At 73.1% G+C, this 16,331-nt stretch carries 6 protein-coding genes and 1 pseudogene; 6 read left to right on the forward strand and 1 reads right to left on the reverse strand.

Annotated elements, in window-relative coordinates:
• Positions 1 to 49: 49 nt before the first annotated feature.
• The gene (locus tag IE237_RS28715) at positions 50 to 10,969 is read left to right on the forward strand and encodes a non-ribosomal peptide synthetase (RefSeq protein WP_189805026.1); all 10,920 of its coding nucleotides are present in this window, start codon (positions 50 to 52) and stop codon (positions 10,967 to 10,969) included.
• Positions 10,956 to 12,659: an ABC transporter ATP-binding protein gene (locus tag IE237_RS28720; protein ID WP_189805027.1), complete on the forward strand. Its 1,704-nt coding sequence runs from the start codon at positions 10,956 to 10,958 to the stop codon at positions 12,657 to 12,659. Before IE237_RS28715 ends, IE237_RS28720 begins: the two co-directional genes overlap by 14 nt.
• 69 nt (positions 12,660 to 12,728) lie before the next feature.
• Here IE237_RS28720 and IE237_RS28725 read toward each other — a convergent pair whose 3' ends face one another.
• Positions 12,729 to 13,811, reverse strand: coding sequence for an alpha/beta fold hydrolase (locus tag IE237_RS28725; protein WP_189805028.1), 1,083 nt, complete (start codon positions 13,809 to 13,811; stop codon positions 12,729 to 12,731).
• Positions 13,812 to 14,006: 195 nt separating this feature from the next.
• On the opposite strand from IE237_RS28725, the gene IE237_RS28730 reads away from it, so the two are divergent.
• The 4 genes and pseudogenes from IE237_RS28730 (at position 14,007) to IE237_RS40930 (ending at position 16,281) form a co-directional block, all read left to right on the forward strand.
• The gene (locus IE237_RS28730) at positions 14,007 to 14,219 is read left to right on the forward strand and encodes an MbtH family protein (protein ID WP_189805029.1); all 213 of its coding nucleotides are present in this window, start codon (positions 14,007 to 14,009) and stop codon (positions 14,217 to 14,219) included.
• 91 nt (positions 14,220 to 14,310) lie between these two features.
• A pseudogene (locus IE237_RS28735) lies at positions 14,311 to 15,494 on the forward strand (amidohydrolase).
• Entirely contained in the window at positions 15,491 to 15,721 is a 231-nt protein-coding gene (locus tag IE237_RS28740; protein ID WP_189805030.1) for a hypothetical protein, read from the forward strand. The pseudogene IE237_RS28735 and the gene IE237_RS28740 overlap by 4 nt, the downstream one beginning before the upstream one ends.
• Positions 15,722 to 15,888: 167 nt before the next feature.
• Positions 15,889 to 16,281 (forward strand): 4'-phosphopantetheinyl transferase family protein, encoded by a 393-nt coding sequence (locus IE237_RS40930; RefSeq protein WP_229842945.1) that lies wholly within the window; start codon positions 15,889 to 15,891, stop codon positions 16,279 to 16,281.
• Positions 16,282 to 16,331: the final 50 nt, after the last annotated feature.

A 16,331-nucleotide genomic window follows, 5' to 3' on the forward strand; every position in this document is an offset into this window, starting at 1 on the left:
TACTTAGGCTAGGCTTCCCTTAGTACCTCAGAAGGGTGTTGAGTCTTCAATGACGGAACCGAGCGCTCGTCTCGTGCTGATCTCCCCCACGCGCCTGGCCGACGTACGCCGGCGCACCGGTGACCACTCCGACCGGACCATCGCCGAGGCCTGTGCCATCGGACTGTCCTACTGGGCGACGGGCCAGAGCCCCGAAGGCATCGACCTCTCCCCCGGCGTGATGTTCGCGGACGTGCTCGGATGGGCCGACAACGGCGGTGGCGCGCCGTGCGGTTGGGAGGTCGCAGAAGTCGCCTCGGGCGGCGTGCGCATCACCGTGCCCGAGGGCGTCCTGCCGTCCGAAGCGCAGCTCGCGCTGGACGACCTGGCGGACTTCCCGGACCGGCCCCTCGGCACCGTCGGCCCGTCCGGGGTGGCGGAGCGACTCAAGACCCTGGCCCGGTGGAACGACACCGATGCCGACCGGGTCCGGCCGACCATCGTGGAGATGTTCCGCGAGCAGGCGCGGCTCAGGCCGGACACGGTCGCCATCGTCGACGAACACCGGTCGCTCACCTACCGCGAGGCGGCGGAGAAGTCGGCTCAGCTGGCCCACCACCTGATCGAACGCGGGCTCACCGCCGAGCAGGTCGTCGGCATCTCGCTGGGCCGCTCCGCCGACATGGTGATCGGTCTGCTGGCCGTCCTCCAGGCCGGCTGCGCGTTCGTGCCGCTCGATCCGCAGTGGCCCGCCGCGCGCCGCGCCGTCGTCATCGACGACGCGCAGGTCGTGGTCCAGCTCAACGAGTCCGGCGCGCACGACCCCGCCGAACCGGCCGCCGTCGCCGTCGACCTCGGCGACTGGCAGTACGGCAGCCACCCCGTCGAGGGAACCGGGGTCACCGTCCACGGTGACTCCCTGGCCTACGTCATCTTCACCTCCGGCTCGACCGGCCGCCCGAAGGGCGCCATGATCCGGCACGAGGCGATCAGCGAGCGGCTGCTGTGGCAGGTCGACGAGATCCTGGGCTTCGGTGACGGAGACGCCTCGCTCTTCAAGGCGCCCCTGTCCTTCGACATATCCATCAACGAGGTCTTCCTGCCGCTGGTGTGCGGCGGCAGGCTGGTGGTCCTGCGCCCCGGCGGCGAACGGGACCCGCACCACCTCCTGAGCGTGATCGCCGAGCAGCGCGTCACCTTCACCTACCTCGTCTCGTCCATGCTGGACGTCCTCCTGGAGATCGCCGGCGACTCCGGACGCCTCGACAGCCTGCGGCACGTGTGGTGCGGCGGCGAGGTGCTCACCCCCGAGCTGTACGAGCGGTTCCGCACCAAGCTCGGCGGCGTTCCGATGTACCACGGCTACGGCCCTGCCGAGACCACGATCGGCGTCTCCCACGTCATCTACCGCGGTGAGGCGGAGCGCCTGTCGACCTCGATCGGCAAGGCCAACCCCAACACCCGGCTCTACGTCCTGGACGACGAACTGCGCCCGGTCCCCGTCGGGGTCGGCGGCGAACTGTACGTCGGCGGCTTCCTCCTGGGCCGCGGGTACGTGGGGGCGCCCGGCCTGACCGCGTCCCGGTTCGTGGCGAACCCGTTCTCGGACGACGGTTCGCGGCTCTACCGGACCGGGGACCTCGCGCGGTTCGCCCCGGACGGGTCGCTGGACTTCCTCGGCCGGGCCGACAACCAGATCAAGATCCGCGGCATGCGGCTCGAACTCGAGGACGTCGAGGCCGGCCTGGCCGAGCATCCCGAGGTACGGCACACCTGCGTCGTCGCGAAGAAGAACAGCGCGGGCGGCACCTACCTCGTGGGGTACGTGATCCCCGCGGCCGGAGCCGCCGACCTGCGGGCGGACGAGGTCAAGGTCTGGGCCACCGGGCACATGGTGGAGTACATGGTGCCCGCCCACATCGTCGTGATGCGGGAGTTCCCGCTCACCCCCAACGGCAAGCTCGACCGGCGCGCGCTGCCCGAGCCCGAGATCGTCACGGGCTCCTTCGTCCGGCCCTCCACCGACGAGGAGCGCCTCGTGTGCGCGGCCGTCGCCTCGGTCCTGCGGCTGGACGAGGTCGGCGTCGACCAGGACTTCTTCCAGCTCGGCGGAGACAGCATCCTCGCCATCTCGCTGCTGAGCGCGCTGCGCGAAGCGGGCCTCTACGTCACCGCGGGGCAGATCTTCGCCCACAGCGTCCTGGGCGCACTGGCCGCCGTGGCCGGCCGCGAGGACGCGACCCGGGTGGACCACGGCGACGTGGCGACGGGGTCCGTCGTCGGCTCGCCCATCGTCCAGTGGCTCGGGCGGACCACGGACGCCATCGACGGCTTCGTGCAGTCCGTCGTCCTGAACACCCCCGCGGACCTCACCGCCGAGGGCCTGGACGCCGTCCTCACCGCCGTCGTGGCCCGGCACGACATGCTGCGCGCCAGGCTCGTGCGCGGGGACCGCTGGAGCTTCGACATCCCGGAGGCCGGCGGAACCACTGCATGCCGGCAGGAGAGCGACGAGTCGCTCGACGCGTGCGTGGCCCTCGCCACGGAGGGGCTGGACCCGGACAACGGCGTGATGCTGCGGGCCGTCTGGCGCCGTGCGGCACGCCAGTTGGTCGTCGTCGTCCACCACGTGGTCGTCGACGGCGTGTCCTGGCGCGTCCTGATGGACGACCTGGCCACCGCGTGGCGCCAGCACTCCGCCGGCGAGGCGATCCGGCTTCCCCCGGTGGGAACGTCGTTCCGCCGCTGGACGCAGTTGCTCGAAAGCGCGGCCTTCGACGAGGACCGTGCCTCCTTCGAACGCCCCCTGCCCGGCCCCGACGCACCCCTGGGCAGGCGGACGCTGTCCGAGGCCGACACGGTCGAGCGGGAGCGGCAGCGCACCTTCAGCGTCGGACCGGACCTCACGGCCGCGCTGCTGAGCGAGGTCCCCGCGAAGTTCCACGCGGGCGTCAACGACGTCCTGCTGACCGCGCTGGCCGTCGCTCTGGCCCGCTGGCGCCGTGACCGCGGCCAGGAGCAGACCTTCGCGCACATCGAGCTCGAGGGCCACGGACGCGAAGGCCGCCACGTGGCCGCCGCCGTCGGCCTGGAGCCGGACCTGTCGCGGACCGTCGGCTGGTTCACGACGCTGTTCCCGGTGACCGTGGACCCCGGCACGACCGACGATTTCACCGCGCCGGACTACCTCGCCGCCGCGCTCAAGGCCGTCAAGGAGGACCTCGCCCGGGTGCCGGGCAACGGTGTCTCCTACGGCGCCCTGCAATACCTGCACGACTCCGCCTTCACCGCCCCCGTACCCCAGGTGCTCTTCAACTACCTGGGCCGCTTCGACGCGGGCGCCTCGGGGGACTGGCAGCTCTCGGGAACCACCGGGCAGCTGGGCGAGAAGCGCGACCCGCGGATGCGTCTGCCGCGCACCCTGGAGTTCAACGCGATCGCCGAACCCGCCGCCACCGGCGCGTACGAGCTGGTCACCACCCTCTCCTGGCCCGACGGGATGTTCGACGACGAGGACGTGGAGACGCTCGGCGGATACTTCCGGAGCGCACTGACCGGGCTCGCCGCGCTCGACCAGGGCGGTCACTCCCCCAGCGACTTCCCGCTCGTGCGGCTGACCCAGGCCGACGTCGACGCCCTGGACGGCCCCGCCCTGCGCGACGTCCTCCCCCTCACCCCGCTCCAGGAAGGCCTCTACTTCCACTCGGTGTTCGACGCGGACTCCGCCGGCAGCTACGTCGAACAGCAGCTGCTCACCCTGGAGGGCGACGTCGACGCCGAGCGGCTCGCGGCGGCCGCCACCCGACTGCTCGCCCTGTACCCCAATCTGGCCGCGCGGTTCACCGCCCTCGCCGACGGCCGGGTCGTCTCCGTCCTCGAGAGCGGCGCGGTGGCGCCGTTCACCACGACCGTCCGCCCCGGGATCACCGACGAGGAGATCCGCGACCACGCCGAGCGGGACCGCCGGGCCGGCTTCGACCTGGCCACCGGACCGCTGATGCGGTTCACGCTGTTCCGTGACCCCGAGTCCGGCCGGAACGTCCTGGTGCAGACCGTGCACCACATCATCGCCGACGGCTGGTCGGTCCCGCCGATGCTCCGTGCGCTGCTCGCCGAGTACCACGCGCCCGGCACCGTCTACCCGCCGGGCGGCTTCTCCGACTACGTGGGCTGGCTCGCCGGCCGCGACGCCGACGAGAGCGACCGGGTATGGGGCGCCGAGCTCGCCGGCCTGCCCGGCCCCTCACTGGTGGCCGCGGACCACACCCCGTCCGACCGGTTCGCCGACACCTCGGTCGAGCCGACGAACGACGTCGACGCGGCCGTCAGGTCGGCGGGTGTGACCCTGAGCGTGGCCGTGCACAGCGCCTGGGCGCTCACCCTGGGCGACGTCCTGCGGTCCGAGGACGTGGTGTTCGGCTCCACCGTCTCCGGCCGCGACGCCGACGTGCCCGGCATCGGGGACATGGTCGGCCTGTTCATCAACACCATTCCGCTGCGGGCCCGGTGGACCTCCGGGACCACGGCCCGCGAGCTGCTGACCTCGGTGCGCGAGCACCAGGGTGCCGTCCTGCCGCACCAGCACGTCTCGCTCGCCCGGATCGGCCGCCAGGCCGGCGTCGGTTCGCTCTTCGACACCCTCGTGGTGTTCGACGTGGCCACGGACGTCGCCGCACTCGCCCGTCCCGGCGACTCCCTCCGCGTCACCGGCCTCGTCAACGAGGGAGCCCCGCACTACCCGCTCACCCTGGTCGTGGAGCGGTCCCTCGACGGGCGCCCGCGCTTCAACCTGATCTACGACGGCGAACTGCTGCGGGAGAGCGGCGCCCAGGACATCCTGCGCCGCTTCGCCCACACCCTCACCGGCCTGCTGGAGAGCCCCGACGCCCCCGTCGGCACGCTCGTGCCCCAGGGCACCCGGAGCCCGGCCGGGATCGCCCCGACCACCCTCGGCGAGCTGTTCGACGCCGCGGCGCGCCGTGACCCGTCGGCCACCGCCGTCACCCAGTGCGCCCTCGACGGCGGCACTCGGTCGCTGACCTACGGCGAACTGGCCGCCGCCAAGGACGAGCTGGCCGCCGCCCTGCGCGCGGCCGGGGTCGGACCGGGCCGGCGCGTCGCCGTCGCCGTCCCCCGTACGATCGAGCAGGTGATCGCCCTGGTCGCGATCGTCAGCGCGGGCGGCGCGTACGTACCGCTGGACATGGCCTACCCGGACGAGCGGCTGGAGTACGTGCTCGCGGACGCCGCGCCGCAGGCCGTCCTGGTCGACCCGCACCAGCGGGAGCGCTTCGCGACGCTGCTGGACCGGGCCGGCGTCGCCGCCCGCGTCCTCGTCCAGGGCGACGAGCTGCCGCGCGACGCCACCGAGGCCGCCGCGGCCCCGGTCACCTGGCACGACCCCGCCTACGTGATCTACACCTCCGGTTCGACCGGCAAGCCCAAGGGCGTCGTCGTCCCGCACTCCAGCGTGGTGGCGCTGCTCGCCAACACCCAGCCGGACATGGCCTTCGGACCGCACGACGTGTGGGTCCAGTTCCACTCCTACTCCTTCGACTTCGCGGTCTGGGAGCTGTGGGGCGCACTGGCCCACGGCGGTGAACTGCTCGTTCCCGACTACGGGCTGACCCGTTCCCCGGTGGACTTCCACCGGCTGGTCAGGGAGCGCGGGGTGACCGTGCTCAACCAGACCCCGTCGGCCTTCTACCAGTTCGTCGAAGCGGACCGGCACGCCGGCGAACCCCTCCCCGCCCTGCGCCGTGTCGTCTTCGGCGGCGAGGCGCTGGACCTGGGACGGCTGCGCGGCTGGGTCGAGCGCCACGGCGCCGCCTCGCCCGAGCTGGTCAACATGTACGGCATCACCGAGACCACGGTCCACGTGACCCACCGGGTGCTGACCCACGACGACTTCGGCTCCGGCGCCGACGTCAGCCCCATCGGCGGCCCCCTCCCCGGCCTGGTCACCCACCTCCTCGACGACCGGCTGCGGCCGGTTCCGCCGGGCCGGGAGGGCGCCATCTACGTGGCGGGCGACCAGGTGTCCCTCGGCTACCTGGGCCGTCCGGGCCTGACCGCCGGCCGGTTCGTGGCGAACCCGTTCGCGAACGACGGCTCCCGCATGTACCACACGGGAGACCTCGCCCGCCGGACCCTCGACGGCGAACTGGAGTTCACCGGCCGCGCCGACGACCAGGTCCAGCTCAAGGGCTTCCGCATCGAGCTCGGCGAGGTCGAGTCCGCGGTCCGGGACCTCGACGGCGTGGTCGACGTGGCCGTCACCGTCGCGGACAGCGGCGACCACCTGGTCGCGCACGTCGTGGGCCGCGTGCCCGGCGACCTGTCCGTACTCCTCGCCGCCAAGCTGCCCGTACACATGGTGCCGGGCCGGGTCCTGACGGTGGACGCCCTGCCGCTGACCGTCAACGGCAAGCTCGACCGCAAGGCCCTGATCACGCGGGCCGCCCAGGGCGACGACACCCCGGTGCCTGTCACGGACTCCGTGCTGACCTCGCTCATCGGCATCTTCGCCGAGACGCTCGGCCACCCGGACGCTCACGCCGACACCGACTTCTTCGGCGCCGGCGGCGACAGCATCATCGCGATCACCGTGGTCAACCGGGCCAGGGCACTCGGTCTGCCGATCGCCCCCCGCGACGTGTTCCTGCGCAAGACGCCGCGGGCGCTCGCCGAGCATCTGGGGACGCTCGCGCCGCGGCCCGCCGCGGCCCGCCCGGCGACCGCGCCGGCACGCCGCGAGGACGGCCCGGTCGTGCCCACCCCGATCATCCTGCGCCAGCGCGCACTGGGCGCTTCCCTGGCCCGGTTCGCCCAGGCCCGGACGCTGGAGGTGGCCGAAGGCACCGCGTACGCCGACGTCGAACGCGCCGCGAACGCCGTCCTGGCCGCCCACCCCGCCCTGCGGATGCGCCTGGACACCGAGCACGGCGTGTGGACCCTGCGGACCGAACCGGCCCGCGAGGCCCAGGTCGTCCGCGCCGGCACGTCCGACGCGACGGCCGCCGCGAACGAGGCCGCCGGACGGCTCGACCCCGCGTCCGGTGAGGTCATCGCGTTCACCTGGCTCGCCACGACCGGCACCCTGGTGATCACCGTGCACCACCTCGCGGTCGACGCCGTGTCCTGGCTGATCCTGCTGGACGACATGGCGGCCGCCCTGCGCGGGGAGGCCCTCGCACCGGCCACCACCTCCTACGCCGAGTACGCGGAGGCGCTCACCCTCCAGGCCGCCGCCGGCGCCGGTGACCTCGGACGCTGGACCGACACCCTCCAGGCGCCCCCGCTGCTGCCCGCGGTCGGCCGATCGCGCGACACCGCGGCGGTGCTGCCGCCCGACGTGAGCGACGTGGTGACACGCACGGCTCCCGCCGCACTCGGCGTCGCCCTGACCGAGCTGCTGTGCGGCGCCCTGCGCACCGCGCTCACCCAGGTCCAGGAGTCGCCCACCGACCTCGCGATCGAGCTGGAACGGCACGGCCGCGTCCCGGCACGGGAGCACCACGACTACTCCCGTACGGTCGGCTGGTTCACGGCCGTCGCGCCCGTCCGGCTCACCCCGCACACCGACCCCGTCACGGCCGCCCGCGAGGTCGCCGAACGGCAGCCCGACGAGGCCGGGCACGTGGCCTACGGCCGGCTGCGGTACCTCAACCCGCAGACGGCGCCGCTGCTGACCGCACAGCCGCAGGTGCTGTTCAACTACCTCGGCCGGGGCAGCGAGTCCCGGGTGCCGCACATCACCGGCGGAGACCAGGGCAGCCCGTACGCCGTGGAGGTCAACGCATGGACCGACGCGGCCACCGGCAGCCTGCACGCCGCCTTCACCCTCGCCGAGGAGATCCCGGGCGAGATCACCGGGCACTGGCTGCGCGCCCTGGAGGCCATCGCCGACGCCGCCGTGACGGCCGAGCGCACGGCACCGGTCACTCCGCTGCAGCGGGGCCTGTTCTTCCAGGCCCAGATGGCGGGCACGGGCGGACACTACGTCGCGCAGAACTGGTTCGCCTTCGAGCGCCGTCTGGACACCGACGCGCTGGCCGAGGCCATGGCCGCGGTGATCGCCCGGCATCCCGTCGTCGGAGCGGGATTCACCACCGACGACGACGGCAACCCCGTCCAGGTCCTCAAGGCGGGCCGGCGGATCGGCGTCCGTACGGTCGAGCTGTCCGGCGACGCGGAGGTGGAGGCGCTCCGCGTCCGGGACCGGAACACCGGGTTCGACCTGAGCGAACCGCCGCTGATCCGGCTGACCGTGGTCCGGCTGCCGGACGGCCGGGACGGCCTGCTCTTCAGCTACCACCTGCTGCTGTGGGACGGCTGGTCCCGCGAGATCGTGCTGCGCGACCTGTTCGCCGCGTACGAGGCCGTCCTCGCCGGCGCGCAGCCGGACAACGGACCGGCCACGCCCTCCTTCGAGGACCACGCCCGGGCGCTCGCCGCGAAGGACCCGGCGGTCGCCGAGCGCTTCTGGGCCGGACAGCTGGCCGGTCTCCCGGGCCCGACGCTGCTCGCCGGACCTGCGCCGATGCTCACGGAGGACCTTCCGCCCGCGCTCGTCCACACGCTCTCCGCAGAACAGTCGGACCTGCTGCGGGAGGCGGCCAAGGCACACGGCGTCACCCTGAACTCCGTCCTGACCGGCGCGTTCGGCCTCTTCCTCGGCGCCCACACGGGCCGCAGCGACGCGGTGTTCGGCATGACCGTCTCCGGCCGCGAGGGCGAGGGCCTGTCCGACATCGTCGGCGTGCTGCTCAACACCGTCCCGATGTGGACCCGGGCGCGGCCGGACGACACCGTCCGGGACTACCTGTCGGCCGTGCAGGCCGTGCGGGTCGAGGCCATGGAGCACGAACACCTGGGGCTCGGCGAGATCCAGCGGGCCAGCGGCCACGACACCCTGTTCGACAACCTGTTCGTGCTCCAGAACTTCCTGGACATGGACGCGTTCACCGAGATGAACGCCCGCCACGGCATCACGGCGGTGAAGTCCGACGACTCCACCCACTACCCGTTCACCTGGGTCGTCACGCCCGGCGACCGGCTCACGGTGAAGCTGGAACACCGCCACGGCGACGGCGACAGCGCCCGCCGCCTCCTCGGCGACTACGTGCGCGTACTGGAGGACCTCGCCGGTTCGGCCGGCCCGGTCGGCGCCCTGCGCGGCCTCGGCCCGGTACCCGAGCCCGGCGTCCGGACGGACATCGGCACGGACACCGTGGTCGATCGGTTCGACCTGGCGGCGGACCGTTCCCCGGAGCGGACCGCGCTCGTCTCCCACGGCCGGAGCATGACCTTCGCCGAACTCCGGGACCGCAGCCGGACGCTGGCGGGCGTGCTCGCCGGACGCGGGATCGGCCCCGAGCGGACCGTCGGTCTCGCGATCCCGCGGTCGCTCGACTCGATCGTGGCCCTGTTCGCCGTGCTGCGCACCGGAGCCGCGTACGTGCCGCTGGAACTGGACCACCCCGACGAGCGGATCGCGTCGATCGTCGCGGACGCCCGGCCGGACGTGACCCTCACCGTCAGCGCCGTGTCGCCGCGGCTGACCGGTGAGCTGATCGAACTGGACCGCCCCCTGCCGGCGGCCGAGCCGTTCACGACGTTCTCCCCGGACGACCCGCGGCGGCTGCGCCACCCCGCGTACACGATCTACACGTCCGGCTCGACCGGCAGGCCCAAGGGCGTCGTCACCGAGTACGCCGGCCTGACCAACATGCTGATCAACCACCAGCGCCGGATCTTCGCACCGGTCCTGGCCGCGCACGGCAACCGGGTCTTCCGGATCGCCCACACCGTGTCCTTCGCCTTCGACATGTCGTGGGAGGAGCTGCTGTGGCTCGCCGACGGCCACGAGGTGCACGTCTGCGACGAGGAGCTGCGCCGCGACGCGCCCCGGCTCGTGGCGTACTGCCTGGAGCACGGGATCGACGTCGTCAACGTGACGCCGACGTACGCCCAGCAGCTGGTGGCCGAGGGCCTGCTGGACAAGCCGGCCCGTCGCCCCGCGCTGGTGCTGCTGGGCGGCGAGGCGGTCACCTCGGGTCTGTGGCAGCGGCTCGCCGAGACCGAGGGAACGGTCGGCTACAACCTGTACGGACCCACCGAGTACACCATCAACACCCTGGGCGTCGGGACGTTCGACTGCCTCGACCCGGTGGTGGGCGTGGCCATCGACAACACCGACGTGTTCGTGCTGGACCCGTGGCTGCGGCCGGTGCCGGACGGAGTTCCCGGTGAGCTCTACGTCTCGGGTGTCGGCATCGCCCGCGGCTACCTCGGCCAGTCGGGCCAGACCGCGGACCGGTTCGTCGCGTCCCCGTTCGGTGAGCCGGGCGAGCGCATGTACCGCACCGGCGACCTGGTGGTCCGCCGGCCCGACGGGAACCTGATGTACCTCGGCCGCACCGACCAGCAGGTCAAGATCCGCGGGCACCGGGTCGAGCTGGGCGAGGTCGAGGCCGCGTTCACGGCGCACCCGGCGGTGCGGTTCACCGCCGCCGTCGCCCAGCCCGATCCTCAGGTCGACGGCGCCTACCGGCTGGCCGCGTATCTCGTGCTGGAGGGCTCCGGCCTGGCGGCGGTCGCCGCCGAGGTGGGGGCCGGGCTGCCGGACTTCCTGCGTCCGACGCACTACGCCCAGGTCGACCGCATCCCGCTCACGGTGAACGGGAAGGCCGACACCAAGGCCCTCCCCGAGCCCAAGCCGCTGGGGGCGCTGACCACTTCGGGTGAGCGCGGCCCGGAGACCGAGACCGAGACCGTGGTCTGCGAGTTCTTCGCGGAGACCCTGGACCTGGACGACGACGAGGTGAGCGCGGTGGGCGACTTCCTTTCCCTCGGGGGACACTCCATGCTGGCCGTACGACTGGTCGGACTCCTGCGCCGGGAGTTCGGCCCCGTGATCACGATCCGTGATCTGTTCACCCTTCGGACCCCGGAAGCGATTGCCGGCCACATCGATGACAACTCCTGACGCGCAGCGATCCCGTCGACCGGGATCCGACATCCTCCGGACGGCCGTACGCCGCAACGTCGGCGCCATGGTCTGGGGCACCGTCCTCATGGGCCTGTACCAGGCGGGCGAGACGGCCTTCCCGATCGCGCTCGGCCTGATCGTCGAGCACACGATGACGGAGCGGAGCCCGGCCTCGCTCGCCCTGTCGATCGGGGCGCTGGCCGTGCTCATCACGATCGTGTCGCTGTCGTGGCGGTTCGGCATGCGCATCCTGCAGAAGGCCAACACGACCGAGGCCCATCGCTGGAGGGTGCGGGTCGCGGCCTGCGGCCTCCAGCCGGTGGCCCGGGACACGGGCCTGAAGTCCGGGGAGGTGCTCACCATCGCCACCGAGGACGCCGACCAGACCGCCGACATCGTCGAGGTGGTGCCGATGCTGATCAGCTCCATGGTCTCGGTGCTGATCGCGGCGGTCGCGCTGAGCATGGCGAGCCTGCCGCTCGGACTGCTGGTCATGGTGGGGACCGTCGCCATCCTCTCGGTCCTCAGCGTCATGTCGAAGCGGATCGGCAGCAGTACCAAGGAGCAGCAGGCCCGGGTGGCGCGCGCGGGGGCGAAGGTCGCCGACCTGATCGCCGGCCTGCGCCCGCTGCACGGCTTCGGAGGCAATCACGCGGCGTTCCGGTCCTATCGCAAGGTCAGCACGGAGGCGAAGGAGCAGGCGGTCACCGTCGCCCGGGTGAACGGCGCCTACGCGGGCACCGCGTTGGGACTGAACGCGGCCCTCGCGGCCTCGGTGACCCTGACGGCCGGCTGGCTGGCCTTCGACCGACAGATCAGCATCGGTGAGCTCGTCATGGCCGTGGGCCTGGCGCAGTTCATCATGGAGCCGCTCAGGCTGTTCTCGGACATGCCGAAGTACGTGATGACGGCGCGCGCCTCGGCGGAGCGGATGGCCCTGGTGCTGTCCGCCGCGCCGGCGGCGGCCCCCGGGACGGAGCGTCCGGCCCCGGGCGGGGACCTCGAGATCGACTGCGTCCGGTACGGGGCCCTGCAGGGGGTGAAGTTCCACGTTCCGGCCGGCGAGTTCACGGCGATCACGGCCTACCAGCCGGGGGCGGCGGCCGAACTCGCGTCGGTCCTCGCCCTGTCGGTCCCCCCGGACGCCTACGAGGGAGTGGTGAGGGTCGGCGGCAAGCGGCTCGCGGAGCTCTCGGTCGAGTCGGTCCGCGAGCACCTTCTGGTGAACCCCTACGACGGGGAGATCTTCGCCGGCACGCTCCGCTCCAACATCGACCCGTCGGGGACGAGCCGGATGGTGCCCGAGGCCGTCGAGGCGTCCATGCTGACCGACGTGGTCGCCCTGCACCGGCAGGGACTCGACTACGAGGTCCGCGACCGCGGTGCGAACCTCTCCGGAGGCCAGCGTCAGCGGCTGTCCCTGGCCCGGGCCCTGGCGGCCGACAGTGACGTGCTCGTCCTGCGCGATCCGACGACGGCCGTGGACGCGGTCACCGAACAGCTCGTGGCGCGCAACATCGCGAAGCTGCGGCGGGGCCGTACCACCGTCGTCATCACCAGCAGTCCGGCCCTGCTCGACGCCGCCGACCGGGTCCTCGTCCTCGACGACGGCGTCGTCACGGCCGACGGCACCCACCGCGGGCTGCTGGCCGGCGACGAGGCGTACTGCCTGGCCGTGACCAGATGACCGGGTGACGACACGTCAAAGGGGGCCCGGGGCCCGGCGATCCTCCGGGCCGCGGGCCCCTATGTCGCGTCAGGCAAGTGCCCAGGCGATGTCCCTGAGCAAGGCCTGTCGCCAGCCCGCCCGGTCGTGGTCCGATGCGGATCTGGAGATCCGCACGGTCGCACCGGCCTTCTCGGTGAGATCCTCGACGAGTTCGCAGTGGGGACGCATGCGGTTCTCGTGCTCGCCGAGGTCGAAGGCGATCCTCAGTCCGGGCGGGACGGGGCGCTCCCGCAGGCGGGTGGCGGTGGCGCCGCCGACCGGGCCGCCCAGGGGGTCCGGCGAAGCCGCGGCCTCCGGCGTCCACCAGAACGACCCCGACTGGCAGGCGACGCGGGACACCAGGTCCGGGAACTCCAGCGCGGCGTAGAGCGCGCTCAGCCCGCCGAGGCTCTGGCCGGCGACCGTCAACCGGTCCAGGTCCGCCGTCACCCCGCAGTCCGCGACGAGGGGAAGCAGTTCGTCGCGTATCGCCTCCCACAGCTCCGGCCGGCACCCGAACTCGGCGAGGCGGTCCTTGGCGGGTACGAAGACCAGCGTGGCCGGGGGCATGTCGCCGGCGGCGGCGGCCGCGTCGAAGGCGGTCATGGCCGGGTGCAGGTGCAGCCAGTCGTCCCCGTCGAGCAGCAGGACCACCGGTCCGCCGCCGGCCACCGGGTGGACCCGGACGGTGCGTCGTCCGCCGAGCCGTTCGCTGGTCCAGCGGACGCGGGTGCGCGGCAGGGGCAGCACGTCGTCGGAGCCGACGGACGGCCAGTGCGGCTGGGGCGGGGCGTCCGGGGTGGCCGCGATGGACCGTTCACCGCCCGCTCCGACCGGGTTGAGCGGATCGGCGTACGACCCGTCTCCCGCGCGGAACCGGTAGGTCACCCGGAATCGTGCGGGCATGCGTACCTCCGCGTACCAGCAGTCCGTGTCGCGCCACCGGACCAGCTGCACCGGTTCGGACCAGCTTTCGAACTCGACGGCCGCCGGGCTGCCGCGCCACAGGAACAGGGCGACCCAACCGCCGTCGCCGGAAGGGGCGTAGGCGGGAGCCGGAGCCGCCCCCCAGAAGCCGTCGGTGCCGGGCGGGCCCGGAAGACCGAACGCGACGAAGGGGTCTGCACGCATCGGTGCCTCCTTGTGAGGGAGAGGGGGAAACGTTAAGCTTCCCAATTAGGCGAGCCTAACCTAAGTAGTTGGCCCTCTTCTCGCCGCTCCCCTACCCGATGCACCATCCCCCGGACACGGCCCCCTCCTCGGGAGTGCACGTCTGCGCGCCCCGAGGCACGGACCGGTACGCCGGGCTCCAGGAGGAACCACACGATGAGCACGAACCCCTTCGACGATGCCGACGGCCGCTTCCTCGTCCTGGTGAACGGCGAGGGCCAGCATTCCCTCTGGCCGTCCTTCGCCGAGGTGCCCGGCGGATGGACGGTGGCCCTCGCGGAGACCACACGCGAGGCGTGCCTGGAGTTCATCGAGGCCAACTGGACCGACCTGCGCCCCCGTTCCCTCGCCGTCGCCGCCGACGCCTGACCCGGACGACCGCCCGGCGCCACCGCGGGCCGGCGTCCCCGGACGACCGCCCGGCGCCCGGTCGAGACCTCCCGCAACGGACGGACTGCCCATGCTGTGCACGAGGCTGACGAACGCGAACATCGTCACCATGGATCCGGACCGCCCGGCCGACCGCGAACTGGGCATCTGGCGGGGGCGGATCGTGGGCCTGGACGAGGCCGTGGCCTCCCTGCCCGCCCGCGAGGTCGTCGACCTGCAGGGCGCCACCGTGCTCCCCGGGTTCATCGACAGCCACGTCCACCTGGCGTGGACCGGGCTGAAGCAGAACGCCCCGAGCGTCGCCCCGTGCGAGCGGGTGCAGGACGTCCTCGCGGCCGTCGCCCAGGCCACCTCCCGTACGGAAGCGCCCGGCGACCGGGTCGACGTGATGGGCTACGCACGCTGCGCCTGCGCGAGGCCCACCGCGAGGACGGCCTCACCCGCGCTCTGGACCTGGGCATGCGCACCGGGTTCGGCGACGACTGGCTGTCGCTCGGCGCCCTCAAGATCTACACCGATGGCGGGATGATGGCCCGCACCGCCGCGCTCACCGCCCCGTACGCCGGCACGGACCACACCGGCCAGTTGCAGGACGACCCCGAACTCCTGACCCGGCTGATCGTGGACGGCCATCTCGCCGGCTGGCAGCTCGCCGTCCACGCCATCGGCGACCGCGCCGCCGACCTCGCGCTGGACGCGCTGGAGCAGGCGCAGCTCCTGCGGCCCCGGGCGGACGCGCGGCACCGGATCGAGCACGCCGGGCTGATCCGCCCCGACCAACTCCCGCGGCTCGCACGCCTCGGCCTCAGCGCGGTCGTCCAGCCGACCTTCCTCCGCTCCTTCGGGGACGACTACGCGCGCGTGATGGGCGAGCGGCGGGCGGCCTGGCTGTACCGGGGCCGGGGGTTCCTGGACCACGGTGTGACGCTCGTGGGCAGCTCGGACCGGCCCGTCACGGACGGGGCGCCGCTGCGCGCCATCCAGTTCATGGTCGAGCGGGCTTCCCGCTCGGGCCGGACGATCGGGCCGGACGAGGCGGTCACCGTCCACGAGGCGCTCCGCGCCTACACGGTCGCCGGCGCGTACGCGTGCCGGCGGGAGGACACCGCCGGCTCGCTCACCGCGGGCAAGCGCGCCGACCTGGTCGTCCTGGGGGACGAACCGCGACGCGTCGATCCCTCCCGGATCGCCGGCATCGAGGTCGTGGAGACGTTCGTGGACGGACACGAGGCAACGGAGGCAGGAAAGCTGTGAACGCTCAGAGGGACGCCTTGTCGCGGTTCTCTCCCCTGTGGGAGGCGCCCGCCACCCCACCGCGCTGGGTGATCTGGAAGCTGGGCGCGCGCGAGTCCCTCGTCTTCGACCGGGAGTTCAACGTGCCGTACGACGTCGACGACGCGCTGCTCGGTGAGGTCCTGCGCCGGATGCGCGAGGCGGGAATCCCCGAGTCCGACGCCTACCCGGGCCGGCCGTGCGGCTAGCCACCGGACCGGCCCCGCCGGACACGGACCCGTCGACGGCAGCCCGTCCCACGTCGCGCTGCGCCGGCTGCTGGGGGCACGGCTCGGTCGGGACCCGGCAGCGGTGCGTCTCGTCCGCGAGCCGTGCCCCGGCTGCGGGGAGCCGCACGGCCGACCGGCGGTGCCGGGTGCGGGGCCGCACTTCTCGCTGTCCCACGCCGGGGAGGTCGTCCTCGTGGGCGTTCGGCGACGCTCCCGTCGGCGTCGACGTCGAGCCGTGGCCGTCACCCGGGACGGCTGCCGACGTCGCGGAGGCATTCCACCGGGCCGAGCGCGCGGAACCGGCGGCGCTGCCGGCCCGGGAACGCCCGGCGGCGGTCGCCCGCTGCTGGGCACGGAAGGAGGCCCACCTCAAGGGGGTCGGAATCGGCCTCGGCGAGGACCCCGCCCGCACGTATGTGGGCACGGGCACCACTCCCGCCGCCCCGCCCGGATGGGCCGTCACCGACGTGCCCGCGCTTCCCGGTTACGCGGCGGCCCGCGCGGTCCGGACGGCCGACTTGGCCCGCCCGGTTAGGTAAGGCTACCCTTATCGCTACCGTTCCGTCGAGGCCGGCCGGCATCCTGCCGC

The organism is Streptomyces tanashiensis (assembly GCF_014648895.1).
Taxonomy (GTDB): Bacteria; Actinomycetota; Actinomycetes; order Streptomycetales; family Streptomycetaceae; genus Streptomyces; species Streptomyces tanashiensis.

Bases quoted from the DNA above. Each gene is read 5' to 3' on its own strand.
- IE237_RS28715 (WP_189805026.1), top strand. From the start codon at position 50: ATGACGGAACCGAGCGCTCGTCTCGTGCTGATCTCCCCCACGCGCCTG.
- IE237_RS28720 (WP_189805027.1), top strand. From the start codon at position 10,956: ATGACAACTCCTGACGCGCAGCGATCCCGTCGACCGGGATCCGACATC.
- IE237_RS28725 (WP_189805028.1), bottom strand. From the start codon at position 13,811: ATGCGTGCAGACCCCTTCGTCGCGTTCGGTCTTCCGGGCCCGCCCGGC.
- IE237_RS28730 (WP_189805029.1), top strand. From the start codon at position 14,007: ATGAGCACGAACCCCTTCGACGATGCCGACGGCCGCTTCCTCGTCCTG.